21 protein-coding genes and 1 riboswitch are annotated in these 25,157 nt (G+C 71.8%); of the genes, 5 read left to right on the top strand and 16 right to left on the bottom strand.

From position 1 onward, the window contains the following. Positions 1-224: 224 nt before the first annotated feature. Positions 225-2,162, top strand: a complete 1,938-nt coding sequence (locus P2L57_RS15590; protein WP_275814503.1) for an anthranilate synthase family protein — start codon at positions 225-227, stop codon at positions 2,160-2,162. A 55-nt stretch (positions 2,163-2,217) separates the two neighbouring features. On the opposite strand, the gene P2L57_RS15595 is transcribed toward P2L57_RS15590, so the two are convergent. From P2L57_RS15595 to P2L57_RS15610, 4 genes are all read right to left on the bottom strand, one after another. Next, on the bottom strand, positions 2,218-3,246 hold the full coding sequence (locus P2L57_RS15595; protein WP_275814506.1) for a 6-phosphofructokinase: 1,029 nt from the start codon (positions 3,244-3,246) through the stop codon (positions 2,218-2,220). A 148-nt stretch (positions 3,247-3,394) separates the two neighbouring features. Continuing rightward, complete coding sequence (locus P2L57_RS15600) at positions 3,395-4,066, bottom strand: response regulator (protein WP_275814509.1); 672 nt, start codon at positions 4,064-4,066, stop codon at positions 3,395-3,397. Further along, the gene (gene macS, locus P2L57_RS15605) at positions 4,063-5,274 is read right to left on the bottom strand and encodes a MacS family sensor histidine kinase (protein ID WP_372515721.1); all 1,212 of its coding nucleotides are present in this window, start codon (positions 5,272-5,274) and stop codon (positions 4,063-4,065) included. The genes P2L57_RS15600 and macS overlap by 4 nt, the downstream gene beginning before the upstream one ends. 38 nt (positions 5,275-5,312) lie before the next feature. Continuing rightward, complete coding sequence (locus P2L57_RS15610; RefSeq protein WP_275814512.1) at positions 5,313-6,062, bottom strand: lysophospholipid acyltransferase family protein; 750 nt, start codon at positions 6,060-6,062, stop codon at positions 5,313-5,315. Between the two features lie 473 nt (positions 6,063-6,535). Here P2L57_RS15610 and P2L57_RS15615 point away from each other — a divergent pair, with 473 nt between their 5' ends. Beyond that, entirely contained in the window at positions 6,536-7,324 is a 789-nt protein-coding gene (locus P2L57_RS15615; protein ID WP_275814515.1) for an alpha/beta hydrolase, read from the top strand. Continuing rightward, positions 7,311-7,853, top strand: coding sequence for a hypothetical protein (locus P2L57_RS15620; protein ID WP_372515722.1), 543 nt, complete (start codon positions 7,311-7,313; stop codon positions 7,851-7,853). The genes P2L57_RS15615 and P2L57_RS15620 overlap by 14 nt, the downstream gene beginning before the upstream one ends. Positions 7,854-8,345: 492 nt before the next feature. Here the strand turns inward: P2L57_RS15620 and P2L57_RS15625 are convergent, their stop codons facing one another. The 6 genes from P2L57_RS15625 to P2L57_RS15650 form a co-directional block, all read right to left on the bottom strand. Then, on the bottom strand, positions 8,346-9,101 hold the full coding sequence (locus P2L57_RS15625) for an endonuclease/exonuclease/phosphatase family protein (RefSeq protein WP_275814518.1): 756 nt from the start codon (positions 9,099-9,101) through the stop codon (positions 8,346-8,348). Between the two features lie 127 nt (positions 9,102-9,228). Further along, positions 9,229-10,170, bottom strand: coding sequence for an ROK family glucokinase (locus tag P2L57_RS15630; RefSeq protein WP_275814521.1), 942 nt, complete (start codon positions 10,168-10,170; stop codon positions 9,229-9,231). A 55-nt stretch (positions 10,171-10,225) separates the two neighbouring features. After that, positions 10,226-10,627: a DUF5304 domain-containing protein gene (locus P2L57_RS15635; protein WP_275814524.1), complete on the bottom strand. Its 402-nt coding sequence runs from the start codon at positions 10,625-10,627 to the stop codon at positions 10,226-10,228. Positions 10,628-10,761: 134 nt separating this feature from the next. Beyond that, a complete protein-coding gene (locus tag P2L57_RS15640) occupies positions 10,762-11,913 on the bottom strand; it encodes an ArsA family ATPase (protein WP_275814527.1) in 1,152 nt (383 codons plus the stop codon). Between the two features lie 5 nt (positions 11,914-11,918). Then, a complete protein-coding gene (locus P2L57_RS15645) occupies positions 11,919-12,359 on the bottom strand; it encodes an SRPBCC family protein (protein ID WP_275814530.1) in 441 nt (146 codons plus the stop codon). Between the two features lie 135 nt (positions 12,360-12,494). Continuing rightward, positions 12,495-13,256, bottom strand: a complete 762-nt coding sequence (locus tag P2L57_RS15650; protein WP_275814533.1) for a metallophosphoesterase family protein — start codon at positions 13,254-13,256, stop codon at positions 12,495-12,497. Positions 13,257-13,565: 309 nt separating this feature from the next. Here P2L57_RS15650 and P2L57_RS15655 point away from each other — a divergent pair, with 309 nt between their 5' ends. After that, the gene (locus P2L57_RS15655) at positions 13,566-15,365 is read left to right on the top strand and encodes an AMP-dependent synthetase/ligase (protein WP_275814536.1); all 1,800 of its coding nucleotides are present in this window, start codon (positions 13,566-13,568) and stop codon (positions 15,363-15,365) included. A gap of 444 nt (positions 15,366-15,809) precedes the next feature. Here P2L57_RS15655 and P2L57_RS15660 read toward each other — a convergent pair whose 3' ends face one another. Next, a complete protein-coding gene (locus P2L57_RS15660; RefSeq protein WP_275814539.1) occupies positions 15,810-16,943 on the bottom strand; it encodes a glycosyltransferase family 4 protein in 1,134 nt (377 codons plus the stop codon). Between the two features lie 191 nt (positions 16,944-17,134). On the opposite strand from P2L57_RS15660, the gene P2L57_RS15665 reads away from it, so the two are divergent. Further along, complete coding sequence (locus tag P2L57_RS15665) at positions 17,135-18,304, top strand: putative hexosyltransferase (RefSeq protein WP_275814542.1); 1,170 nt, start codon at positions 17,135-17,137, stop codon at positions 18,302-18,304. Here P2L57_RS15665 and P2L57_RS15670 read toward each other — a convergent pair. From P2L57_RS15670 to P2L57_RS15690, 5 genes are all read right to left on the bottom strand, one after another. Continuing rightward, a complete protein-coding gene (locus P2L57_RS15670; protein WP_275814545.1) occupies positions 18,292-19,437 on the bottom strand; it encodes a M48 family metalloprotease in 1,146 nt (381 codons plus the stop codon). The two genes, P2L57_RS15665 and P2L57_RS15670, sit on opposite strands and share 13 nt — an antisense overlap. Then, positions 19,434-20,669: a hypothetical protein gene (locus tag P2L57_RS15675; RefSeq protein WP_275814548.1), complete on the bottom strand. Its 1,236-nt coding sequence runs from the start codon at positions 20,667-20,669 to the stop codon at positions 19,434-19,436. Before P2L57_RS15675 ends, P2L57_RS15670 begins: the two co-directional genes overlap by 4 nt. Before the next feature lie 104 nt (positions 20,670-20,773). Further along, a complete protein-coding gene (locus P2L57_RS15680; RefSeq protein WP_275814551.1) occupies positions 20,774-21,856 on the bottom strand; it encodes a C40 family peptidase in 1,083 nt (360 codons plus the stop codon). Between the two features lie 262 nt (positions 21,857-22,118). Next, positions 22,119-23,141 carry a C40 family peptidase gene (locus P2L57_RS15685; protein WP_275814554.1) on the bottom strand — a complete coding sequence of 341 codons (1,023 nt, stop codon included), beginning with the start codon at positions 23,139-23,141 and terminating at the stop codon, positions 22,119-22,121. Positions 23,142-23,151: 10 nt separating this feature from the next. After that, positions 23,152-23,304, bottom strand: a riboswitch (cyclic di-AMP (ydaO/yuaA leader). Between the two features lie 479 nt (positions 23,305-23,783). Next, positions 23,784-25,148, bottom strand: coding sequence for an NYN domain-containing protein (locus P2L57_RS15690; RefSeq protein WP_372515724.1), 1,365 nt, complete (start codon positions 25,146-25,148; stop codon positions 23,784-23,786). Between the last annotated feature and the right edge of the window lie 9 nt (positions 25,149-25,157).

Genomic DNA, 25,157 nt, shown 5'->3' on the forward strand with positions numbered 1-25,157 from the left:
TTTTCGTCGATGCCCGCAGGATGAGACAGTCCGTGGTCATCCCGGGTCGTGCGCTAGGGTCGGGGCCATGTTCGCGCAATCCGAGTTGACCTGCCGCACGGCATGGTGGTGGACCGCTGATCCGGCGGCCCACTGATCGCGCGCACTCAGAAGTTCCGCGAAGGCCGCCCGAGGGGCGGCCTTCGGCGTATCTGGCCGCCCTCCGCATCCCGGAAGGATCCGCCATGAACGCAAGCCCCAGCGCACTCGTCGAGCGCCTGTGCTCCCCCGCCTGCCCGCCGTTCGCCCTGCTGCACCGCCGTACGCCCGGCCGCGCCGCGGACACCGCCGAGCTGCTGCTCGGCCCGGTCGAGCGGCTGGAGCGGCTGGCCGACATCCCGCTGCCGTCCGGTGTGCCCGAGCTTGGCGTGGCGCTGGACGCGCTGGCACTGGTGCCGTTCCGGCAGATCCGGGAGCGCGGCTTCGACGTGACCGACGACGGCACACCGCTGGTGGTGCTGCGGCCGCGGGAGACGCACCGGCTGCCGGTGTCCGAGCTGCTGGCCGCGCTGCCACGGCACGGCGTGTCGGTCGAGCGCGGAGCGTTCGACGTGGACGACGACGCGTACGCGCGGATCGTCGAGCGGGTCATCGAGGACGAGATCGGCCGGGGCGAGGGCGCGAACTTCGTGATCCGCCGGACCTTCCGCGGCGAGATCCCCGGCTTCACCGCCGCCGACGCGCTCGCCCTGTTCCGGCGACTGCTGAGCGAGGAGCGCGGCGCGTACTGGACGTACGTGGTGCACACCGGTGAGCGCACGCTGGTCGGCGCCAGCCCTGAGGTGCACGTCCGGATGTCGGGAGCGACGGTCGTGATGAACCCGATCAGCGGCACCTACCGCTATCCGGCCGAGGGCCCGTCCGCCGAGGGCCTGCTGGCGTTCCTGCGCGACGCGAAGGAGGTGGAGGAACTGACCATGGTGGTCGACGAGGAGCTGAAGATGATGTGCACCGTCGGCGACCTCGGCGGCCACGTGGTCGGGCCGCGGTTGAAGGAGATGGCGCATCTGGCGCACACCGAGTACGAGTTGCGCGGCCGCAGTTCGATGGACGTACGGGACGTGCTGCGCGAGACCATGTTCGCCGCGACGGTGACCGGTTCGCCGGTGCAGAACGCCTGCCGCGTCATCGAACGCCATGAGCCCTCGGGGCGCGGCTACTACGCGGGCGCCCTCGCGCTGATCGGCCGGGACGCGGACGGCGCGCAGACCCTCGACTCGCCGATCCTCATCCGCACCGCCGACATCGCCCCGGACGGACGGCTGAGCGTCCCGGTGGGCGCGACGCTGGTACGCCACTCCGACCCGCGCGGCGAGGTGGCCGAGACGCACGCGAAGGCGGCCGCGGTCCTGGCCGCGCTGGGGGTACGGCCCGGTCCCGGGCGCTCCGAGGAGGGCCCGCGGCCCCGGCTCGCCGACGACATCCGGGTGCGCGCGGCACTCGACGCCCGCCGGGCGAACCTGGCGCCGTTCTGGCTGCGGATGCAGGACCGGCCGGCCGCCGAGCCGACCGGCCTCGATGGCGACGCCACACGCCGCCACGCCATCGTGGTCGACGGTGAGGACACCTTCACCGCGATGCTGGCGCACGTACTGCGCTCCTCCGGGCTTGAGGTGACCGTACGGCGCTACGACGAGCCCGGGCTGCGGGAAGCGGCGCTGACGCACCCCGGCCCGGTGGTGCTCGGCCCCGGGCCGGGCGACCCGTCGGACCGCACCGACCCCAAGATGCGCCAACTGCGCTCGTTGGCCGCCGAGTTGCTCAGTACCCACCGGCAGGGGCTGCTCGGTGTGTGCCTTGGTCATGAGCTGATCGCGGCCGAGCTGGGCCTGGAGATCGTCCGCAAGCGGGTGCCGTTCCAGGGCGCTCAGGAACACATCGACCTGTTCGGACGGCCGGAGACCGTCGGGTTCTACAACACCTTCACCGCCCGGTGCGATGACGCCGCCGCCGATGAACTGGCCATGCACCGCGTCGAGTTGAGCCGTGATCCGGCCACCGGTGACGTCCACGCGCTGCGCGGCCCGGGCTTCGCGGGCGTCCAGTTCCATCCGGAGTCGGTACTGACGATGAACGGCAAGGCGATCGTCACAGAGCTACTGGCCACGGTGACGGTGGCTTGAGGAAAACAGGGTGGGTGGATGCGTGGGGAAGACATCCCCACCCACCCACCCGGCATCAGCCGAAGAAGACCCCGGCTTCCGCATAGAGCGCCGGATCAACGGTCTTCAGCTTGGCCGTGGCCTCGGAGAGCTCGACGCGCACGATATCGGTGCCGCGCAGCGCGACCATCTTCCCGAAGTCGCCGTCCTGAACGGCATCGATCGCGTGCAGCCCAAACCGGGTGGCGAGCCAGCGGTCGAACGCGGACGGAGTACCGCCGCGCTGGATGTGGCCCAGGACCGTGGTCCTGGCCTCCTTCCCGGTGCGCTTCTCGATCTCCTTGGCCAGCCAGTCGCCGATCCCGGACAGCCTGGCATGCCCGAACGAGTCCAGCGTGCCGTCCTTGGTGACCAGTTCGCCGTCCTTGGGCATGGCGCCCTCGGCGACCACGATGATCGGCGCGTACCGGACCTTGAAGCGGCTCTCCACCCAGCCGCAGACCTCGTCGATGTCGAAGCGGTGCTCCGGGATGAGGATGACGTTGGCGCCGCCCGCGAGCCCGGCGTGCAGCGCGATCCAGCCCGCGTGGCGGCCCATGACCTCGATGACCAGGACCCGCATGTGCGACTCGGCGGTGGTGTGCAGCCGGTCGATGGCCTCGGTGGCGATGTTGACGGCGGTGTCGAAGCCGAAGGTGTAGTCGGTGGCGTTGAGATCGTTGTCGATGGTCTTGGGCACGCCCACGCACGGGATGCCGTACTGCCCGGAGAGGGTGGCCGCCACGCCCAGGGTGTCCTCGCCGCCGATCGCCACCAGCGCGTCCACCTCGTGCTTGGCGAGGTTCTCCTTGACCCGGCGGACCCCGTCCGCCACCTTCAGCGGGTTGGTGCGGGACGAGCCGAGGATGGTGCCGCCGCGCGGCAGGATGCCGCGGACCGCGGGGATGTCGAGCTGCTTGGTCTGGCCTTCGAGCGGGCCGCGCCAGCCGTCGCGGAAGCCCACGAACTCATGCCCGTACTCCTGTACGCCCTTGCGCACCAGGGCCCGGATGACCGCGTTCAGCCCGGGGCAGTCACCGCCGCCGGTCAGTACTCCAACGCGCATGGAAGCCTCCCTCTCTGCAGCACTGGCAGTCGACACGGCACACGCTAGCCGTGGTCCAGGTCACAGGGGATCGTCCGTGGCGCGGATTCCCGTCCACCGCAGGGGAGTTGGGGATCATGGACCACCCGAACGGGTGGCCCGAGCCGGCTCAGTCCTCGTCCAGGCCGCGCTCGATCGCGTATCGCACCAGCTCCACGCGGTTGTGCAACTGCAGCTTGCCCAGGGTGTTCTGGACGTGGTTCTGCACGGTGCGATGGGAGATGACCAGCCGCTCGGCGATCTGCTTGTAGCCGAGGCCCTTGGCGACCAGCCGCAGCACTTCGGTCTCCCGCTCGGTCAGCCGCGGTATGTCGGTGTTCTCGGGTTCGGCGGTCGGCGGGGCGGCGGCGAGCCGCCGGTACTCCCCCAGGACGAGACCGGCCAGGCCCGGTGTGAAGACGGGGTCACCGACGGCGGTACGCCGTACCGCGTCCACCAGTTCGTCCCGCCCCGCGGACTTCAGCAGATAACCGGTCGCTCCGGACTTCACCGCCTCCAGTACGTCCTTGTGCTCACCGCTCGCCGACAGCACGAGCACCCGCAGCGCGGGGTCGCCGCCGACCAGTTCCTTGCAGACCTGCACACCGGGCATGCCGGGCAGGTTGAGGTCGAGCACCAGCACCTGCGGGGACGCCGCGCGGGCCCTGCGCACCGCCTCGGGGCCGTCGCCCGCGGTGGCCACCACCTCGTATCCGGCCTCGGCCAGGTCCCGGGCGACCGCGTCCCGCCACATCGGGTGGTCGTCCACCACCATCACCCGCACCGCCCCGCCGGTGGTCATCGCCCCGTCCTCTCGTCCGTTGTCCGCCTCGTTCGCGGAATCCGCAGTTCGACTTCCGTGCCCTGTCCGGGTACGGAGACCAGCTCGGCCGTGCCGCCGAGGTCGCGCAGCCGTCCGCGGATGGACTGGGCCACGCCCAGCCTGCCCTCGCGTTCGGCGGCGGCCAGTCGCCCCACGGGAATGCCCGGGCCGTCGTCCCGGACGCTCACCAGCACCTCGCCTCCCTCGTCCTCGACCAGGATCCAGGCGTGCGCCTGCCCTCCCGCGTGTGTCCGCACGTTGTCCAGGGCGGCGCCGACCGCGGCGGCGACCTGCCGGGCCGCGTACGGCTCCAGCGGCACCGGCCCGGCGGGCGCCGACACCGTCACCCGCGCCCCCGTGTACCGGCCGAGCAGGGCGGCCAGGTCCGTCGACTCCTCCTCGCCGCACGGGACTTCGACGGCTTCCGCACCCCGCTCGTCACGCGGCGGGGGTGCCGAGGCGCTGGAGACCAGGGCGCGCAGCGCCACTTCCTGCTCGCCCGCGAGCCGCCCCAACTCTGCTGCCTCACCGCCGATTTCACCGCCGCGCCGCTGGACCATGGCCAGCACCTGGAGCACGCTGTCGTGGATGTCACGGGCCAGCCGCTCGCGTTCCCGGGTGGCGGCATCGATCTGCAGCGCCCGGGCGAGCGCCCGCTCACTGCTGCGGGCCACCTCGACCACGTAGCCGATGCCGGTGGTGATGAAGAACAGCAGGACGATGCTGTGCACATTGCCCTGGGTGACCTCGCCGCGTTCGACGACGTTGGAGACGCCCACGATGGCCGAGGTGGCCGCGGCCCAGCGCCAGCCGCCCTTGATGGCGAACGCCAGCACCGGCCCCGCCGACCAGATGCCCACCAGGGTCGGCTGCCCGGCGACCACCCGGGCGTGCGAGTCGACGACCGGGGTGAGCAGGATCCCGGTGAGCGCCACGCCGAGGTCCGCGAGCAGGAAGCGCTTGGTGCATCGCGCGGCGGAGCCGACGAACGGGGTGGTGACCAGGGTCCACACCGCGAGCAGGCCCAGGAAGACCCCGGCCGCCACCGGATGCACGTAGTCGGCGACCGCGACCGAGTACCCGGTGAGCACATAGCCGAGCACCAGCACGCGGTACCAGGTGAGCGCCCGCCACAGCGGCTGCTCGACGGACATCCGGGCGACCTGCGGCCGTGCGGCGCGCGACACCGTACCCCCCTCGCTTCCGGCTGACCGGTCCGTTCGGCTCAGGACCCGGACTTCTCGTGCCTGGCGGCCTTCTCGGCCTTCTCGGCCTCCTCGGCCTGCTTCTTCGCCTCGGCGATCTGGCGCTTCGCGGCAGTGGCGTAGATGTCCACGTACTCCTGCCCGGACAGCTTCATGATCTCGTACATGACCTCGTCGGTCACCGAGCGCAGGATGAAGCGGTCGTTCTCCATGCCGTGGTAGCGGCTGAAGTCCAGGGGCTTGCCGATCCGGATGCCGGGGCGCATCAGCTTCGGCACGACCTTGCCCGGCGGCTGGATCTTCTCGGTGTCGATCATGGCCACCGGGATGACGGGCGCCCCGGAAGCGAGCGCCACCCGGGCCAGACCGCCGGGCTTGCCGCGGTAGAGGCGCCCGTCGGGCGAGCGGGTGCCCTCCGGGTAGATGCCGAACAGCTCACCGCGGGCCAGCACGTCAAGGCCGCTCTTGACCGCCGCCTCGCCCGCGCCGCGCGCCCCCGACCGGTCCACCGGCAGCTGCCCGACGCCCTTGAAGAACGCCGCCGTCAGCTTTCCCTTGACACCGGGTGAGGTGAAATATTCGGCCTTCGCGATGAAGGTGACCTTCCGGTCAAGGACCGCGGGCAGGAAGAACGAGTCCGAGAAGGACAGGTGATTGCTCGCCAGGATCGCCGGGCCCTCTTGGGGGATGTTCTCCAGCCCCTCGACCCAGGGCTTGAAGGCGAGCTTGAGCGACCCGCCGAGCGTCAGCTTCATCACGCCGTAGAACAACCGAGGACCTCCTGTAAGGGCGACGGTAGACCTTAACCTGCCACGACGCGGATCTTGCCGCCCGTACATGCGACGCAGCGGCGCGCAGCGCCTCCGTTGAGGGTGGTGGCGGGCGACGGGCCGACGAACGCAGCGGCGCGCAGCGCCTCCGTTGAGGGTGGCGGTGGGCGACGGGCGGGCGAACGCAGCGGCGCGTAGCGCCTCCGTTGAGGGTGGCGGTGGGCGACGGGCCGACGAACGCAGCGGCGCGCAGCGCCTCCGTTGAGGGTGGTGGCGGGCGACGGGCGGGCGAACGCAGCGGCGCGTAGCGCCTCCGTTGAGGGTGGTGGTGGGCGACGGGCGGGCCTGACGGACCTACCGGGTGTCCAGTGGGCCGCGTACTGTGAGGTACCTATCCGCGCCCGGTGCCGTCAGCCCCGCTGACCCCGTACCGACCGACCCTCCGGATCGCCCTCACGAACAGGAGACCCACGGTGCCGCTCATGCCCGGAGCCGAACCGTACCGCCACGACGGCGGAGAGATCGGCGTGCTGCTGTGCCACGGCTTCACCGGCTCCCCGCAGTCCTTGCGCCCCTGGGGCGAGTATCTCGCGGAACGCGGTCTGACCGTGTCGCTGCCCCTGCTTCCGGGGCACGGCACCCGCTGGCAGGACATGCAGCTGACCGGCTGGCAGGACTGGTACGCGGAGGTCGACCGGGAGCTGCGCGCGCTGCGCGAGCGCTGCTCCCGGGTCTTCGTCTTCGGGCTGTCGATGGGCGCTGCGCTCACCATCCACCTGGCGGCCGAGCACGGCTCGACGATCAGCGGGATCGTGCTGGTCAACCCGTCGGTCAAGGCGGACGGCGCACAGTTGAAGGCGGTGCCGGTGGCCCGGCACTTCGTGCCGTCGGTCAGGGGCATCACCAGCGACATCGCCAAGGAGGGCGGTGTGGAGATCGGTTACGACCGCACTCCACTGCACGCGGTGTACTCGATGACGAAGTTCTGGCGGATCGTCCAGGCCGACCTACCGAAGGTCACTCAGCCCGTGCTGCTGCTCAACAGCCGGGTGGATCACGTTGTGCACCCGTCGAACGGGGATCTGGTGGAGCACAGCGTGTCGTCCACCGATCTGACCCGCACGATGCTGGAGCACAGCTATCACGTGGCGCCGCTCGACAACGACGCCGAGCAGATCTTCCGGTCCAGCTACGAGTTCGTTCGACGGCTGGCACCCGCGTCGGACGGGGAAGTCAACGAGGTGGCCAGTGGCGGAGCGTGACGAGCCGCCGCAGGACGGCACGGAGGGCGCGGAACCGCGGGACCCGGCGGGCGGTGCGGGAGTCCCGTTGGACGAGGACGCCGCCTGGGCGCAGATCGTCGCCGGGTACGGCGAGGAGCCGCAGGTGCCGGAGGGCTGGCCGGAGCCGGAGGACCGCTCCGGCAGTGGGGCGACCGCGCCCGAGTCGCCGAAGAACACCGGTATTCCGGATATTCCGCGCAACTTCGTCATCCGGGCTCCGCGGCCGGGGCCACGCGACTACGAACTCTCCGACGACGGGGACGAGGGGCACTTCGTACCGCCGGAGCCGCCGCCGCTGCCGCCGAGCGATGTCACCACCAAGTTCGCCTGGATCGCGGTACTCGGCGGACCGCTGCTGGTGCTGGGGTTCGTGCTCCTCCAGGAGCCGCTGCCCTGGTGGGCGATGGTGCTGGGGATCGGCGGCTTCCTCGGCGGATTCGCGACGCTGGTGGCACGGATGAAGAACGGCGACGAGGACGACGACCCACACGGCGGCGCGGTCGTCTAAGGCGCCTTGCGCCTTAGACGTGTTTCTGGGGGTTCGCCTCCGGCGCGTTCGCCACCGCCGGGCTCCGCCGCGGTGGTTACTCGCCGCCGCGGCGGCTTCTTTCAGGGGGCAAGCCCCTTGACCCCCGCGGCGGTCTTCGAGGGTCAGCACGCCCCCTCCCCCACGGCGGGTCTCGAAGGGCAGCACACCCCCGACCCCCACAGCGGATTTCGGGGGTCGGCAAGCCCCCCTGACCCCCGCGGCGGATTTCCCGGGTCGGCGGGCCCGTGGCCCCTGCGGCATTCCTGGGGCCACCGCGGCACTCCTGGGGCAAGGCCCTGGCCCCCGGGTCGTTTCTGGCGGACCGGGGCCAGCCCCCGGGCAGTGCCCGGGGGTGCGGGGGCCAGTGCCCGGGGGCCGGAGGCTTGCCCCCGGAAGAGTCGGCCGCGGCGGCGGGCAACCGCCGCGCCGGAGCCCGGCCGTCCGGGACCGGCCGCAACCCGGTCCAGGCCCTCAGCCCGCAGGAACGCGCAGCGCGGCCAGTACCGGCAGGTGGTCCGTGGCCGCCGTCAGGTCGTCCATCCTGACGCCCGGAAGGGCGCTGGGCACCCCGCAGCCGAGCACCTCGACGCCCTTGCTGGCGAAGATCGCGTCGATGCGCTGGTACGGATCGCCGGGGCGCGAGGTGAACTCGCCGCCCCACGGCCGCACCGCCCAGCCGTCCTGGAGTTCGGCGGCGATCCGGGAGAACGACCGCCCGTCGGGGTGGTCGTTGAAGTCGCCGCCGACCACTGTGTGCGGCTCCGCGGCGGCCTCGACCCGGTCGAGCAGCAGCCCCGACTGCACGTAGCGCTCTTCGGGGTTGACGCTCAGGTGGCAGCTGATCACACCCAGCCGCGCTGCGCCGAAGCGCAGTACCGCGGTCGCGAAGCCACGCTGGTGCAGGCCCGGGGTGCGGGGCAGCAGCAGATCCTCGGTCCGCTCCACATGGGCCCGCAGATTGGCGAGGATCATCGGCCCGGCGGCGGTGGCGCCACCGGAGACCGTGACCAGTCCGGACTCGCGGGCCAGCCATGCGGCATGCTTGCGCCAGCGGAAGAACCGCGGGGCCTCCTGGACGCAGACGACATCGGGCGCACAGGCCCGGATCACCCGGGCCAGCGCCGTTCGGTCGTCGCGCATGGACCGCACGTTGTAGCTGAGCACACGGACCACCGCCGAGCCGCCCGGTTCGGTACGGGAGTTCGGCAGGGTGCCCGCCGCGCTCACCGCGCCACCCTGTTCGCTGCTCCGCCCGCGCGACGCACAGCCGCGCCCTTCGCCGTCGTCAGCGGCCGGTCGGCCGCGCGTGCGTCGCTCACGTCTCTGCCCGTTCCAGGTCGTCCGTCGTCCGGTGTCAGCCCTGGCGCGCCAGGTCGGCGGCGCCGACCAGTCCGGCCTCGCCACCGAGCTGGGCGGCGAGCACCTGGGCGTGCGGCCGCCACTGACCGCCGACCAGCCAGCGCCGGAAGGACTTTCGGATCGGTTCCAGCACCAGGTCGCCCTCGTCGGAGACACCGCCGCCGACGATGAACGCCGAGGGGTCGAAGAGCGAGGCGAGGTCGGCCAGCCCGGCTCCGGCCCAGCGGGCCAGCTCGCGGAAGGAGTCGATGGCCACCGGGTCGCCCTTCCTGGCGGCCTCGCTGATGTGCTTGCCCTCGATGGCGTCGACGGTGCCGTCGCCCAGGCCGAGGAGTATCACCGCGTTCTCGGGGGTGGCGGCGGCGCGCTGGCGCGCGTAGCGGACGAGGGCGCGCCCGGAGGCGTACTGCTCCCAGCAGCCCTGGCTGCCGCAACCGCACAGCAGGCCGTCCGGCACCACACGGATGTGGCCGAACTCGCCCGCGACGCCGAAGCGTCCGCGGTGCAGCTTGCCGCCGATGATGATGCCGCCGCCGAGGCCGGTGCCGAGGGTGATGCAGACGACGTCGTCATGGCCCTGACCGGCGCCGAACCGGTACTCGCCCCAGACGGCCGCGTTGGCATCGTTCTCCACCACCACGGGGAGGCCGACCCGCTGCTCGACCTTGTCCTTGAGCGCCTCGTGGCGCCAGTTGATGTTCGGCGCGAACAGTACGGTGGCGCGCTTGTCGTCCACGTATCCCGCGGCTCCGATGCCTACGGCGTCGATCTGGTGGGTGGCGCTGACCGTGCGTACCGTGTCCGCGATGGCGTCGATGACGCCTCCGGGAGTCGACGGGGTCGGCACCTTGCAGGTCTCGAGGATCGAGCCCTCTTCGTCGACCACGCCGGCCGCGATCTTGGTGCCGCCGATGTCGACGCCGATGGTGAGTCCCATGTGTCCCTCAGATTTTGGTCGAACCCCGCTTAAGGCAACCGTACCCGAGGAGGGGTCAGTCGAGGTCGATGTGTTCACTTCCTGAACGGTGACCATCGCCGCTGGACTGTGTCCAGCGGCGCTCCTGACCGGTGACGGCCGCCCGGTAGGCGGCGAGCAGCTCGGACCCGGCGGCCGCGAGGTGCTCGAAGACATCAGGGTTGCGGTCGCGGATCGGTTCAACGGCCGCCCGCACCTGAGAGATCACCGTCTGGGCGGCCATCTCGGCGGCCGGGGACCGTAGTTCGGCGACCTTGTCCGCGACGGCCTCGGCAAGCTTGCGCAGCTCGTCCGCGGCGCTGCCGGGGCGGTGGCCGGCCTGCTCACGGCGGCGGGCCCGCTCGGCGGCGAGATCCTCGGCGCAGGCCGTGGCCCACGCGTCGGCGTCGGTGTGCGGACGGTCCTGGCCTTCGCTCATCGCGGACTCCTCGCGGCGCTCCGGTGTACTGGGTTCACCGGTTGTACTCAGTAGTGTGCGCTGCCGCACTTCGGCTCACCCAGTGGTGGTTGATGGTGACGCTATCCAACGTTAGCCCGGCGGGTACGCCGGATTCACCGGGGCCACAGCTCCGGGTCGGGGACGAAGCGCACCTCGAGGACGCCGTCGCGCAGCGCGGCTCCGCTCACGGTGCACCGGCGCAGCGCGGACGGCAGCGGCATGATGCGCCGGAAACCGGCCGCGTCGACGACGACTTCATCTCCCCGCCTGACCAGGTCGAGGGTGTCGCGGGTGGCGCCGGGCAGCGGGAGCCGCCACACCAGCTGGCCGTCCGCGGCCCACCGGTCCTGCACGCTCCAAGGCTCCGCGGCCGGGGTCGCGGGCAGCGGATCGGCTCCGGCGTCCTGCCCGCCGAGTGCGGCCAGGTCGTCGGGCCCGTACGGGTCGCGGCCGAGGTGCGGCAGTTCGCGGACCGGGACGCCGTCGGCGGTGAACTCCTCGTACAGCGCCTTGAGATGATCCTGCTGCTGGCCGGAGAGCCCGGCCAGGAAGGGGTCCGCGGAGCCCGTCGGCAGCAGCCGGTTGGCCGTCACCGACTCCAGCCGGTGCCCGAAGAGGGCGAGCCCGGTACGCGCGGCGCGTATCCGGTCCGCGGTCCGCGGCCCCGGCTCCACGACGAGCCGCACCGTGGTGGCGGCGGATTCGATCACCGCCTGCACCGCGGCGAGTTCGGCGTCCCAGCGGGCCGCCGTCTCGTACAACCACTCCGCGGGCATCGGCACGCCCGCGAGTTGGGCGAGCATCGGGCGCAGCGCGCGGGCGGCCTGCCGCTCCGCCGGCAGCAGTCGGGCGAGGTAGCGGCGCAGTTGCTCCGGGAGGGCCAGCAGACGGATGGCGCCGCACACCGGCGGCAGATCGGCCACCACGATGTCGTGGCCACCGGTCGCGCCGAGCGCGTGCAGCAGCGCGAACTCCCGGGAGCCCGGCAGCTCGGTGAACTCCTCGGTGTCCAGCGGGCTCGCGCCCACCAGGTCGAAGACGGTGGACAGCCGCTCCTGGAGGTCGGCGGCCCGGTCCTGGAAGACGCCGGCGCTGTCCAGCGTCCGCACGGTCAGCCCGGGAGTCCCCGGCGCGGTGAGGCCCGGCGGCGGATCGGCGGTGATCAGCAGGGTGCGGACACCCGCGCGGGCGGCGGCGAGGGCGGTGGCCGCGGCGACGGTGCTCGCCCCGGCGCCGCCGGGACCGGTGACCAGGACGGTACGCACGAAGGTCAGCCCTGCTCCACGCGCTTCTTCAGCCCGTCGAGGGCGCGGTCGATGATGACCTTCTCGGCCTTGCGCTTGATCATGCCGAGCATCGGGATCTTCACGTCGACGGTGAGCTGGTAGGTGACCTCGGTGCTGTTGCCGCCCGCGAGCGGGGCCAGGGTGTACGAGCCGTCGAGGGCGCGCAGCATCTGGGACTTGACCAGCGACCAGCTGACCTTGTTCGGGCCGCCCCAGGTGTACTGGAGGGTGTGGTCGTCCTTGATCGCTCCGGCGTCGAGGACCAGCCGGACCCGCTCGGCGCGGCCCTCGGCGTCCTTGGCGAGGATCTCGGCCTCCTTGACCTCGCCGGTCCACTCCGGGTAGCGCTCGAAGTCCGAGATCACCTTCATGACGTCGGCCGGGGCCGCCTCGATGGTGATGCTCGAGCTGGTGTGTTCCGCCATCGCCGTGGCCCCTCCGGGACTTCGCGTCGGGTGTCCCAGGCGCCTCGCACGAATGGGCGCCGCGCCTGGAGTGTTCTGGTGCGCCAGGTTATCGCGCACGGATCGGGCGATGCGTAGCGCCTCGGTCGACCTCGGTCACCACTCCATGACGTACGGGGTGTGGGTGGCGTTGAAGTGGCCCACGTTCACGCACTCGGTGCCGCCTATTCGCATCCGCGGCATCAGCGGCTGGTGCACATGGCCGAAGAGGGCGTACCGCGGGCGCACCGTGTGGATCGCCTCCAAAAGCGCCTCGCTGCCGCGCTCGAAGCGGCGGGCCACGGTGTCGTAGCACAGCTCCGGGACGGCGGGCGGGATGTGCGAGCAGAGCACGTCGACCGGGCCGAGGGCGGCGACCTTGGCCGCGTAGGCCTCGTCGTCGATCTCGTACGGGGTGCGCATCGGGGTGGTCAGTCCGCCACCGACGAACCCGAAGACCCGGCCGCCGATCTCGGCCGTCATCCCGTCCAGGATGGTGGTGCCGGGTCCGGCGAACTCCGGCCAGAGATCCGGCATGTCGACATTGCCGTAGGTGGCGTACGTCGGTGTGGGCAGCACGGCGAACATCTCGGCGTACTGCTTGCGGACCGCGCTCTCCAGGGCGGCGGCGCGGTCGACGCCGTCCCACAGCCGCCGGGAGAGGGCGCGCGCCTCCTCGAAGCGGCGTGCGGTGCGCAACTCCACGATGAGGTCGGCGTTCTCGGTGCCGAACAGTTCCGGGAAGATTCCGCGGGAGTGGTCCGCGTAGTCGAGGAAGAGGACCAGATCGCCGAGACAGACCAGGGCGTCCGCACCCTCTCCCGCCCTGGCGAGAGGTTCGACGGCACCGTGGACATCGCTGACGACATGGACCCGCATAACGATCACCTTAACGGGCGGCACAAGGGGCCGAGGATGCCGCGCACCCGGCGGCTCGGCGGTTACCTGCGAGTCACCAGGCCTCTGCAATAGGGTGCCCGGAGCACCGCTGCGGCCGCGTTCGAGCGGCGGACGGACAGGCCGGTGACGTGTGGCGCTTCTATGGAGGGTTGGTGTGACACAGCGAACATCTGCCCCTGACCCCTATCCCGGAAGCTTTACCCATGGGTAACGTCCGGGCCGTCCGATACAGCTCTTGATCACGAGCGCAGCCGACAACGTAGCCGGCGCCGACGAGGAGCATCAGTCTTGCGCGAGTTCAGCCTTCCGGCTTTGTACGAGGTCCCCGCTGACGGCAATTTGACGGATCTCATCCGCCGCAACGCCGCGCAGCATCCCGACGTCCCCGTACTGGCCAGAAAGCGCGACGGGGTCTGGCAGGACGTGACGTCCAAGGAGTTCCTCGCCGAGGTGCGCGCCGCCGCCAAGGGCCTGATCGCCTCCGGCGTCGAGCCCGGTGACCGGGTCGCCCTGATGTCCCGCACCCGGTACGAGTGGACGCTGCTGGACTTCGCGATCTGGAGCGCCGGGGCGGTCACCGTCCCCGTGTACGAGACCTCCTCCGCCGAGCAGGTCGAGTGGATCCTCGGCGACTCCGGCACGGTTGCCTGTGTGGTCGAGACGGCCGCACACGAGGACGTGGTGGAGTCGGTACGGGAACGGCTGCCGCGACTGAAGCACGTCTGGCGGATCGACGCGGGCGCCGTGGAGACCCTGGGCTCGTCCGGCAGCGATGTGTCCGACGCGGAGGTCGACGAGCGCGGCGAGATCGCCGACGCCGACACCCCCGCCACCATCGTCTACACCTCCGGAACCACCGGACGCCCCAAGGGCTGTGTGCTCACCCACCGCAGCTTCTTCGCCGAGTGCGGCAACATCGTGGCCCGGCTGACGCCGCTGTTCCGTACCGGCGACTCCTCCGTGCTGCTGTTCCTGCCGCTGGCGCACGTGCTCGGGCGGCTGGTCGAGGTGGCCTGCGTGATGGCACCGATCAAGCTGGGGCACGTCAGCGACATCAAGCAACTCACCGACGAGTTGGCGGCGTTCCGCCCCACGATGGTCCTCGGCGTGCCGCGGGTCTTCGAGAAGGTCTACAACTCGGCGCGGGCGCAGGCCCAGGCGGGCGGCAAGGGCAAGATCTTCGACAAGGCGGCCGACACCGCGATCGAGTACAGCCGGGCGCTGGACACCAAGGCGGGTCCCGGCCTGCCGCTCAAGTTCCGCCACAAGGTCTTCGACCGGCTGGTCTTCGGCAAGCTGCGCCAGGTACTCGGTGGCCGCGCCACCCACGCCATCTCCGGCGGCGCCCCGCTGGGCGAGCGCCTCGGCCACTTCTACCGGGGCATCGGCTTCACGGTGCTGGAGGGCTACGGCCTGACCGAGTCCTGTGCGGCCACCGCCTTCAATCCCTGGGACCGCACCAAGATCGGCACGGTCGGCCAGCCGCTGCCGGGCAGCGTGGTGCGGATCGCCGACGACGGCGAGGTGCTGCTGCACGGTGAACACCTGTTCACCGGCTACTGGAACAACGAGCGGGCGACCGCCGAGGCGCTTGAGCACGGATGGTTCCACACCGGGGACATAGGCACCCTGGACGAGGACGGCTACCTCACGATCACCGGCCGCAAGAAGGAGATCATCGTCACCGCGGGCGGCAAGAACGTCGCTCCCGCCGTCATCGAGGACCGGATCCGCGCACACGCGCTGATCGCCGAGTGCATGGTGGTCGGTGACGGCAAGCCGTTCGTCGGGGCGTTGATCACGCTCGACGAGGAGTTCCTGCCGCGGTGGGCCGAGCAGCACGGGAAGCCCGCCGACACGCCGGCGGGCGAACTGCGGTCGGATCCGGAGCTGTTGGCCGAGGTGCAGCGTGCCGTGGACGATGGCAACGCGGCGGTTTCGCACGCCGAGGCGGTCAAGAAGTTCCGTGTACTGCCTTCGCAGTTCACGGAGGAGTCGGGGCATGTGACTCCGTCGCTGAAGCTGAAGCGGAACGTTGTTCTGCGGGACTTCGCGGATGAGATCGAGGCGATTTACGCCTCCCGCTAGTTCGCTCGCGCTTGGCGGTTCCGGGTACGGAGATTTCCCTCCCACCCCGTTGCCGGTGCCCGCATCTTGCCGTTGCGCGGGGCGGCCTCCGGCCCGGTTGCGGTTCCGCTCGCGCTTGGCGGTTCCGGGTACGGAGATTTCCCTCCCTCCGACCCGTTGCCGGTGCCCGCATCTTGCCGTTGCGCGCGGCTGCCGTGGGGTCGGGGGCGGGCCGGGGTGTCTCCTCACTCCAGCTATCACCGCACAGTTGCGGTGCTTCGCGGGGTCGCTGCGGAGACACCCCGGCCCACCCCCTTCCGCCGTCGACTGCGCTCGCGGCTGAGTGGGTGGGGATGCGAACCCGAGGGGAAGAGGGCCAAAGGAATCGCACCCCCTGTGGATCGTGGTGGCCACCGGGCCGCAGCGCGGGAAACAACGTGAGGGGTCGGGGGCGGAGGGAGGGGACTACCCCAAGAGGCCTTTGAGGCGCTCCGCGAGGAGATCCCAGCGCCAGGCCTCCTCCACCCACTGGCGACCACGGTCGCCGAGCCGGCGGCGAAGTTCCGGATCGTCCAGCAACGTGACGATCCGATCCGCGGCCGAGGAGGCCGACCCGCCCCGGACCACCCAGCCGGTCTCACCGTCGAGAACGGCGTCCGGCGCGCCGCCGGAGTCGCCCGCCACCACCGGCAGTCCGGTGGCCGACGCCTCCAGGTAGACGATGCCGAGGCCCTCGACGTCCAACCCGCCCCGGCGGGTCCTGCAGGGCATCGCGAACACATCACCGGCGCCGTAGTGCGCGGGCAGTTCCTCCCACGCCACGGATCCGGTGAAGCGCACCGATCCGGCCACCCCGATCTCCGCCGCGAGCTTCTCCAGCTCCGCGCGGTACGGGCCGCCGCCGACGATCAGCAGGACGGCGTCCGGCACCCGCCGCAGGATCTGCGGCATGGCCTGGATCAGCGTGTCCTGCCCCTTGCGCGGCACCAGCCGCGAGACGCAGACGATCACCGGCCGGTCGGTCAGGCCCAGCCGGGCCCGTACCACCGCGCCGCCCGAGCCGGGGTGGAAGGTCTTCTCGTCGACACCGGGCGGGAGTTGGACCATCCGCGACGCGGCCTGCTCGGTGAGCGCCGAGGCGATCCGGGAGCGGGTGTACTCGCCGAGGTAGGTGATGGTGTCCGTACCCTCGCCGATGCGCCGCAACAGCTGCCGGGCGGCGGGCAGTTGGGCCCAGGCCGCCTCGTGCCCGTGCGTCGTCGCCACGATCTTCCGGGCGCCCGCCCTGCGCAGCGCCGGGGCCATCAGCCCGAGCGGCGCGGCGGCGCCGAACCACACCGAGGAGCAGCCGTGCTCCCGCAGCAGCCGCACCGCGCGCCGGGTGACCCGCGGGGTCGGCAGCAGCACGCTGGTGCGGTCGCGCACCACCGGGAACGGCTGCTCGGCGTCGAAGGCGGCGACCTCCCTGCCGTCCTTCCAGGTGGAGGCGTAGACAACGACCTGTCCGGGGTCGAGGCGCAGCGCCATGCTGTGCACGAAGGCCTGGATGCCGCCGGGGCGTGGCGGGAAGTCGTTGGTGACGATCAGGGTCTTGTTCATCGGTAGAGACCGTACCCGGTGCGGTCCCGGGGCGGGCCGGGCGAGGGCCCGGGAGCGCGCCGGGCGGCACCGGAAGTGGGGCCGGCGGAGATCGTGGCGTAGCCTCGCGGTACCCCACGTACCGCGCCCCCGAGGAGCTTCCGCTGCCGGACCTCACCGAGAACTCCCGCGCCACGCCACTGCGGTTCGAAGTGCGCCCGCCGGGAGACGACAGTGACAGCGCGCCGTCCGGCACCCCGCCGCGGACCGGCCGTCGACTGCTGACCGCGGCCGGTCCCGCGCTCGCCGTATGGGCGGGCGCGGCGCTGCTCCAGCTGCTGATGCTGTGGTGGCTGAGCACCCGTCCCGACTGGCTGCACACCGCACTGACGCCCTGGGACAACGAGTGGTACGTGTCGATCGCCGAGCAGGGCTATCCACACTCGTTCTCGTACGACGCGAACGGACAGCTGACCGGCAACACGCTTGCCTTCTTCCCGCTCTACCCCTTGTTGATCAAGGTGGTGGGCACGTTGACCGGCCTCGGCGGGCAGAGCGCGTCCATCGCGGTCGCCTGGCTCGCCTCGGCGGGCGGGGCCGTGGCCGTGTACCGGCTGGGGCTGCGGCTGTACGGGGAGCGCGCGGCGCTCTGCCTGGTGCTGCTGGTGTTCACTCAGCCGATGGCCATCACCTTGTGGATCGGCTACAGCGAGAGCCTCTTCCTGCTGCTGGCGGCGTGCTGTCTGCTCGCCGCGCACCGGCGGGCATGGCTGACGGCGGGCGGGCTGGCTTTCCTGGCCGGGCTGACCCGGTCGACCGGGGTCGCGGTGGCGCTGGCGCTGGCGGTCGCCGCGCTGCCGCCGATGTGGCGGGCCCGTCGGATCGACTGGCGGGCGCTGGCCGGGGTGGCCGTCGGCCTGCTCGGTGTACCGCTGTACGTGGCCTGGGTGGGGCTGCGGCTCGGCAGGCTGGACGCGTGGCTGACGATACAGCGCGCCGGCTGGCACACCGCCTGGGACTGGGGGTACGCCACCTGGCAGTTCCTCGCCGACACCCTGCAGCGCGGCCATGACTGGGTCCCGGTGGCCACCGCCGTACTGCTGGTGGCGCTGGCCGCGGCGGCCGTGACCGCGGTGCTGCGGCGGCCGTGGCCGCCGTTGGCCGTCTACGGGTTGCTGGTGTTCGCGCTCACCGTGGGACAGACCAACTACTACCACTCCAAGTTGCGGCTGCTGGTGCCCGCGCTGCTCACGCTGGTGCCACTGGCCAGGGCGTTCGGGAAGGCGGGGCCCCGCTCGGCGGCGCCCGCGGCGGCGGTCTTCGCCCTGTTCGGCACCTGGTTCGGCGCGTACATGCTGACCAACTGGATCTACGCGATCTGAGTCCGCTGGTAGTCCCGCGCGGCGGCGATGCGTTGCACCGCCGTCGGGTGGGTGCCGAACAGCAGATGGAGCGGCCTGGGCGGATCCGGGTCGGCCACGTTGGCGACGGTCAGCCGGCGCTGCATCGCGATGAACTCGGCCGGATCCCCGGTCAGTTGGAGTGCGTGCCGATCCGCGCGCCGCTCGACCCGGCGGGTGAGCGCGCAGCCGAAGGGCCCGGCCGCCGCCGAGCCCAGCGCCGCCAGAGCGGCCAGCAGCGCCATCGACCGCGGATCGGCGAAGCGGTGCACCCCGGCCGCCTCCAACAGCGGCGACCAGCTCACCACCAGGGCGAGCAGGCATACCCCGAACGCCGCGCCGAGCGCGCCCAGCAGCGTGCCGCGCGGCACATCACGGTGTTTGACGTGGCCGAGTTCATGCGCCGCGACCAGCTCGATCTCCCGCGGCCGTGCGGTGGCCAGCAGCGTGTCGTAGACGACGATGCGACGGGTCCTGCCGAAGCCGGAGACATAGGCGTTGAGCGCGGTGGTACGGCGTGAGGCGTCGGCGACCAGGACCTCGCGTACCGCGATCCGGTCGCGGGCGGCCAGTTCCAGCAGCGCCTCGCGCAGCGGGCCCGGTTCCATCGGCGTGAAGCGGTTGAACACCGGTTCCAGCAGCACCGGCGCGAGCCAGGACATCACCACGGCCGCGAGCGCCGCGGCCCCCGCCGCCCAGGCCCACCACCAACGGGTGGCGCCCGCGAGGGCGTAGACCCCGAACAGGGCGCCGAGCGCCAGCGGAACGCCGATCAGCAGCCCGCGCGCCTGGTCGGCGAACCAGCCCGGCCAGCCCTGCGTGACCAGACCGGACCGTTTGCGAACCACCCGGACCCGGGCGGCGAACGGCAGCGTCACCAGCTCCGCGGCGAGCAGCAAGGCGAGCCCGCCGAGCGCCACCCGGGCACTCCAGGCGCCGCCCAACGGCCGCGCCACCGCTGTCACCAGGGCTGCCCCGGCGGGGGTGAGCCCGAGGACCAGCAGCAGCGCCAGTGACGCCACCCGGGCGGCGAGCAGCGGCGGCCACTGCGCGCGGCGCAGCGCACGTCCCCGTGCGATCTGTTCGGCGGAGAAGTCCGGCTCCTGGCCGCTCATCCCAACTCCTTTGCCACATAGGCCCGCCAGCGTGCGGTGAACGCGTCCAGGCCCACCCCGAGCGTGCCGTGCAGCGCGGCGTCGGTGGGCTCGTGCCCTGCCGCACGGTACAGGTTCACCAGTGCCTGGCTCCCCCACTGCTCGGCGACCATCCGGCAGGCCAGCCAGGCGCCTTCGTAGGCCTGCGGGAGGCCGGTGCGGGCGCTGCCGAAGTCCGCGTCGGAGGGCAGCTGTCGGGGCTGCCGTCCGGCATGTACGTCAGCGCTCAGCTCGGCCGCCACCTGCTGCGGCGGCTGGCCGGTTCCCGTGTTGCCCACCCAGTCGGCAAAGCCCTCGGAGAGCCACAGCGGGGTGGTCGAGGTGGTCGCGGTACGGGTGGCGACATGCGTCAGCTCATGGGTGAGCACAACACGGCGGCCCACCGGGCTCAGACCGGAAAACGCCTGCGGGTTGACGATGACCCGGTCGGCCGGTGCGCTGCCGTTGCCGTGCTGCTCGGCGGTGGTCACCGCGGCGATCCCCTGGTAGGCGGACGGCTGGGCGCCCAGCAGGGTCGCCATCTGTGGCTCCGAACCCGGCACTTCGATGATCGCCCTGCCCGGCCAGTCCCCCCGCCAGGCGCCCTGGACGACGGGCACCGCGGCGTCGGCGAGGTCCGCGTACGCCGTGAGCTGCCGGGCGTCGCCCTGTCCGAGGACCAGGCTGCGCCGCCCTCGGACGACCGTGGTCCTGCCCTGGTCCCACGGCTGGACGGTGGTGTGCCTGCCTGCCGGTTCGCCGTCCGTCTGCCCGGCGACGTACCAGCGGCCGCCGCGTTCGGTCAGCGTCAGGTACGCGACCGAGGAGACCGGCGCGGTGTCGTATCCGCGTAGCGCGTAGTCCAGTTCCACCTGGGCGGCCACCCGCCGGTCGGCGTCGGATTCGGTGCTGAGCGGGAAGGCTCCGGTGCGCTGGAGCCGGTACGACCAGGAACCGATCGGCAGTTCGGTGAGATTGGCGAACACCTGCCGCTGCGCGTCCCGGAAGCCGGTGGCCGTGGGGTCGACGGTGGCCAGGAAGGCGGCGGCGTCGCGGTGCAGTACCGCCTGCGCTCGCTGGTCGAGCACAGCGCGCACCGCCGCGCTGGCGTCTCCTGGGCGGGTCCCGCCGCCACCGCATCCGGCCAGCCCGGCCAGGGCCACCGCACACCCCATCGCGACGGCCCGCCGGGGCCACACCCACCGTGACGGCACCCCTTGATCCTACGGTCGGCAGTCGGCCCCCGGTGAGCTTGCCCCCGCCCGGGAGACCGGGGCCCGGAGGCCTGGGTGCCCGCCCCCGGAGGACGCAAACCCCTTCACGGCCGGACGACGGCCGCCACCGGCATCATCCCGACCGAGTCGTACCGCACCCGAGCCCCCGGATAGGGGGCATGGATCACCTTGCCCCCGCCCACATACATCCCGACATGGCTGGCGTCGTTGTGGTAGATGATGAGGTCGCCCGGTCGGGCCTGCCCGAGCGGGACCCGGTGGCCGGCGGACATCTGCTCCTGGGAGGTGCGCGGCAGGGTCATCCCGGCGTGCTGGTAGGACCAGTACATCAGCCCGGAGCAGTCGAAGGCGCCCGGTCCGCTGCTGCCCCAGGCGTACGGGGAGCCGATCGCGGTCTTGGCGGCGGCGACGGCCTGGGCCGCCCGTCCGCCCAGCGGTACGAGGTCCGCCAGCCCCGCCGCCCGATCGCCCGCCGGTCCAGAAGCGGAACCCGAAGCGGAATCCGCGCCCGGGCTGTTGGTGCGGTTGTCGGCAGCGGGCCCGAAGCCGATCGCGGCCTGCTGTGCGGCGGGCAGCGAGCCCAGCAGGCGCTGTGCCTCGGCAAGCTTGTCCTGCACGGTCCGCTTGTGGTCTTCGAGCGCGCCGCGCACCCGGTCCAGCTCGGCGAGCTTGGCGGCGGCCTGGTCGTGTTGCTGGGCGAGGGTCCGCTGCGCGTCCTGGAGCGCGTGCAGTTGCTCGACCCGGCGGCTGTCGATGCGGTCCAGGGTGGACGCCCGGTCCAGGTAGTCGCCGGGGTCGGAGGAGAGCAGCAGGGCCAGCTCCGGATCCACGCCGCCGCCCCGGTACTGAGCGCCCGCGACCTTGCCGAGCGCGTCACGCATCCGGTTGACCTCGTCCTGGCTGCGTGCCAGTTCGCCCTGCAAGGTGTTCAACTCGCCGCGCAGCCGGGCCGCGCGCTCCTGTGCGGCGTCGTACTTCTCGGTGGCCTGCTCCGACTGCTGGTACAGCCCGTCCACCCGGGACTTCACCTCGCCCGGGCTGTCCTGCGACGTGGCGCCCGCCGGAACGGTGCTGAACACCGCGGCGGCCGCGGCGGCCGCGGAGAACACCGCGAACCGGGTGACCCGTACGAGACCCGGTTGCGCGGGACGGCGATGGGTCGCCATAGGGGCCGCACCTCCTTCTGTGCCGGGCAGACAGTAGCGTCACGGTCACAGTCGGTTCAAAACACCGGCGCGCATGGAAAATTGACGGCGCGTCGGATCCGCAGGTCACCGCCCCCGGGCGGGCAGGGCGCGACACCTCGTGTCACCCGTCCGGCGCACCTGCGCGGCAGCGGCCGGTGACCACTCCGGGAGGTGATTACGGGTACGACAAAGGCCCCGCTCGGGGGAGCGGGGCCTTCGGTGTTGACTCGGGGTGTGGCGCTCAGCCGACGCGGACGCCGAACTGGAACGGCATGTTGTTGATCGACTCGTAGCGCACGTCGGCACCGGTGTGCGGGGCGTGCAGCACCATGCCGTTGCCCGCGTAGAGGCCTATGTGGTGCAGGTCGCCGTAGAACAGCACCAGGTCGCCCGGCTCCAGCTGGTCCATGGTGAGGTGCGTACCCGCGTTGGCCTGGTCCCAGGTGGTCCGGGGCAGGGAGACGCCTGCCTGCCCGTACGCCCAGGAGGTCAGCCCGGAGCAGTCGAAGGCGGTCGGGCCGGTGGCCCCCCACACGTAGGGAGAGCCGATCACGCCCTGCGCGGCGGCCAGCGCGGCGGCGGCACGCTGCGAGGCAGGCACGGAGCTGCCCAGGTTGGGGCGCGAGTTGTCGCGGCTGGCGCGGTTCTGCTGGTCGATGCTGGCGCGCTGCTGCGCGGTGAGCGAGTTGAGCAGGTCCTGCGCCTTGGACAGCTTGTCCTGGACGTCCTTCTTCTTCTGCTCAAGCTGCTTCTGCGTGCTGTCCAGCTGGGCGAGCTTGGTGGCCGCCTCGGTGCGCTCCTGGTCCAGGGTGCGCTTCTGCTCCTCGATCTGCTTCAACTCGTCGGCCTGCTTGCCGCTCAACTGGTCGAGCGTGGAGGCCTTGTCGAGGAAGTCGTTCGGGTTCGAGGAGAGGAACAGCTGCACCGACGGGTCGATACCGCCGCTGCGGTACTGGGAGGCGGCGAGCGTCCCGATGCTGTCCACCAGCTTGTTCAAGGTGGCCTGCTCGCGGGCCACCTTGTTCTGCAGGTCGTTGACCTGCTGCTGGAGCTTGTCGTGCTGCGCCTTGGCACCGTCGTACTGCTGGGTGGCCGTCTCCGCCTGCTGGTTCAGCGAGTCCACCTGGGACTTGACGTCCGAAGTGCTGGGCTTCGGGTCGGCGTTGGCCGCCTGGGAGGACAGGGCGACGGCTGCGGCGGCGGTCGCGGTGAGCACGGTCACGCGAGTGCGACTGGCGGGCTTGGGACGACGGTGGGACGCCACGGAGGCGAGCTCCTTCTTCCTGCGGCCGCCTACCGGGTGAGCTGTCGGGTTCGGGCCGGAAGTAGCCCTACAAGGCCTCACCGCATCCTGGTCGATGCGGCCTGACCCCGATTCACCCCGGGAACGGTGGTTCCCCGGCTCCGAGCGTCGGCAACCCCCGTCAATACCGGCGCGTCGAACTCGGCGGTAACCCCCACTGCCATCCGGGCTGGATGATCGACTGCGCGGAGGTTCGAGGCCTGACCCTAGTAACCAGGTTGTGATCGGTTCAAATCCTTGCGGGAAAAAACTTGGCCGGCAGACGAGTTTTTTACGGACACCGCACCGCCCGTGACGACCAATTGACGCAGTGTCGAGGGAAAACCCCGCGAAAACGATCCGGGACGGGATTCTGTGGCGTACGTCACAGGGTGGAATTCCGGCCCCGCGCACTCGTCGGCGACACCTCAACTCGCCACCAGAAAAGCCACCATGAATGGCGCAAGCCCTAAAAACGGACTTCCCCGGCCTAATTGGCGAGTTCCGGCCGAGTCCGGCGACTTCGGGCGGCCTGGCGAACTCCGCCCGAGAGCAACGGCAGAGCGGCGCCGCGCGCAATTCCGGTGGCTTTTCTGCGGCTTGCCGCATTTGCGGCATGGTCGGTCAGCCGCGGGCCAGTCGGCGCAGCAGCAGCGTGGAGGCGACCGGGCGGGCCCCGGCCTTGGCCACTCCGTCGGCCACCTCGCGGTCGGCGGAGACCACCACCACCGGTCGGCCCGGCGGTTCGGCCCGTACCAGCCGCCGGATCAACTCGTCGGCGGTCTCACCGGGCTTGCTGAACAGCACCCGTACTCCGCGTGGTGGCGCGAGCAGTACCGGCGCCGCCAGCTCGGCCCCGTCGAAGACACAGGTGACCTCGGCGCCGGTCTGTGCGGCGAGCACGGCGAGGCCGCCCAGCAGCCGCAGCCGCTGCTTCTCCAACGGCAGGGTCGGATAGCCGGTCTTGGTGACGTTGTAGCCGTCCACCACCAGATGCGCCTGGGGCAGCGCCAGCAACTGGTCGAGCAGTGCCGGATCGTCCTCCGACAGTGCGCGCCGGGCCACATCCCTGGGGTTGATCGCACCCGGCGCGACCGCGTCCACGGTGTCGGCCGGGCGCCCGGAGACGGGCGGCAGCGCCAGTTCGCGGCGCAGCCCCTGGGCGGCGTCCAGCACCGTGTCGAGCAGCAGCCGCAGCCGCATGTCCTCCACGCTGCGGCCCTCGCGCACCGCCCGGCGGCTCGCCTCCAGCGCGGACTCGGCCTCGGCCAGCCGGGCCCGCAGTCGCCGGGCCTCCCCTTCGGCTGCGGCGAGCTCGGCGGCGGCCGAGGCGCGGGCCTGCGCGGACTCGGCCTCGGCGTTGCGCAGCGCGGCCTGGCCGCGGCGCAGGTCACTGGTGATGCTGCGCAGCTTGCGCTGCAGGGAGTCGGTCTCCTTACGGGCCGCCTCAAGCTCCGCGCGGGCCGACTGGACCTCGGTCTGGGTGGTCGCCCGCAGCCGGGCCAGCTCCGCCTTGACCTGCTGCAGTTCGCGTGCGGTCTCCTCACCGACCTGGTCGGCATGGGCGCGCTGCGCCTCCTCGCCCGCGGCGGCGACGAGTTTGGGCCATCCTGCCGGGCGCAGCAGATAGGCGGCAGCCGCCACGTCGATCGGATCGGCGGCGGGCGGCGGCGTCCCGGCCTCCAGCGCGGCGGCGAGTTCCGCTTGGGTCTCGCGCAGTCGCCCGGCGATGCGCTGGCGGAAGACCGGATCGGTCTCCAGGGCGGCGGCGAGCGCGTTCCCGGCGAACTTGGCACGGCGGGACGGGGTGAAACGGGCGTACTGGCGTAGCTGGGTGGGCAGTTCCGCCGGGGTCAGCGAGCCGAAGGCCTCGGCCGCTATTGAGACGACCCGATAGCGCACTCCCTCGGGCAGCGGCCGGTCGAGCGGCTCGTCAAACCCGGCGGCGCCCTCCGGTTCCGCCTGCGGATTGCCGCCCGTACGCTCCACCAGTCACTC

Origin of the sequence: Streptantibioticus ferralitis (assembly GCF_029223525.1) — a bacterium.
GTDB lineage: Bacteria > Actinomycetota > Actinomycetes > Streptomycetales > Streptomycetaceae > Streptantibioticus_A > Streptantibioticus_A ferralitis.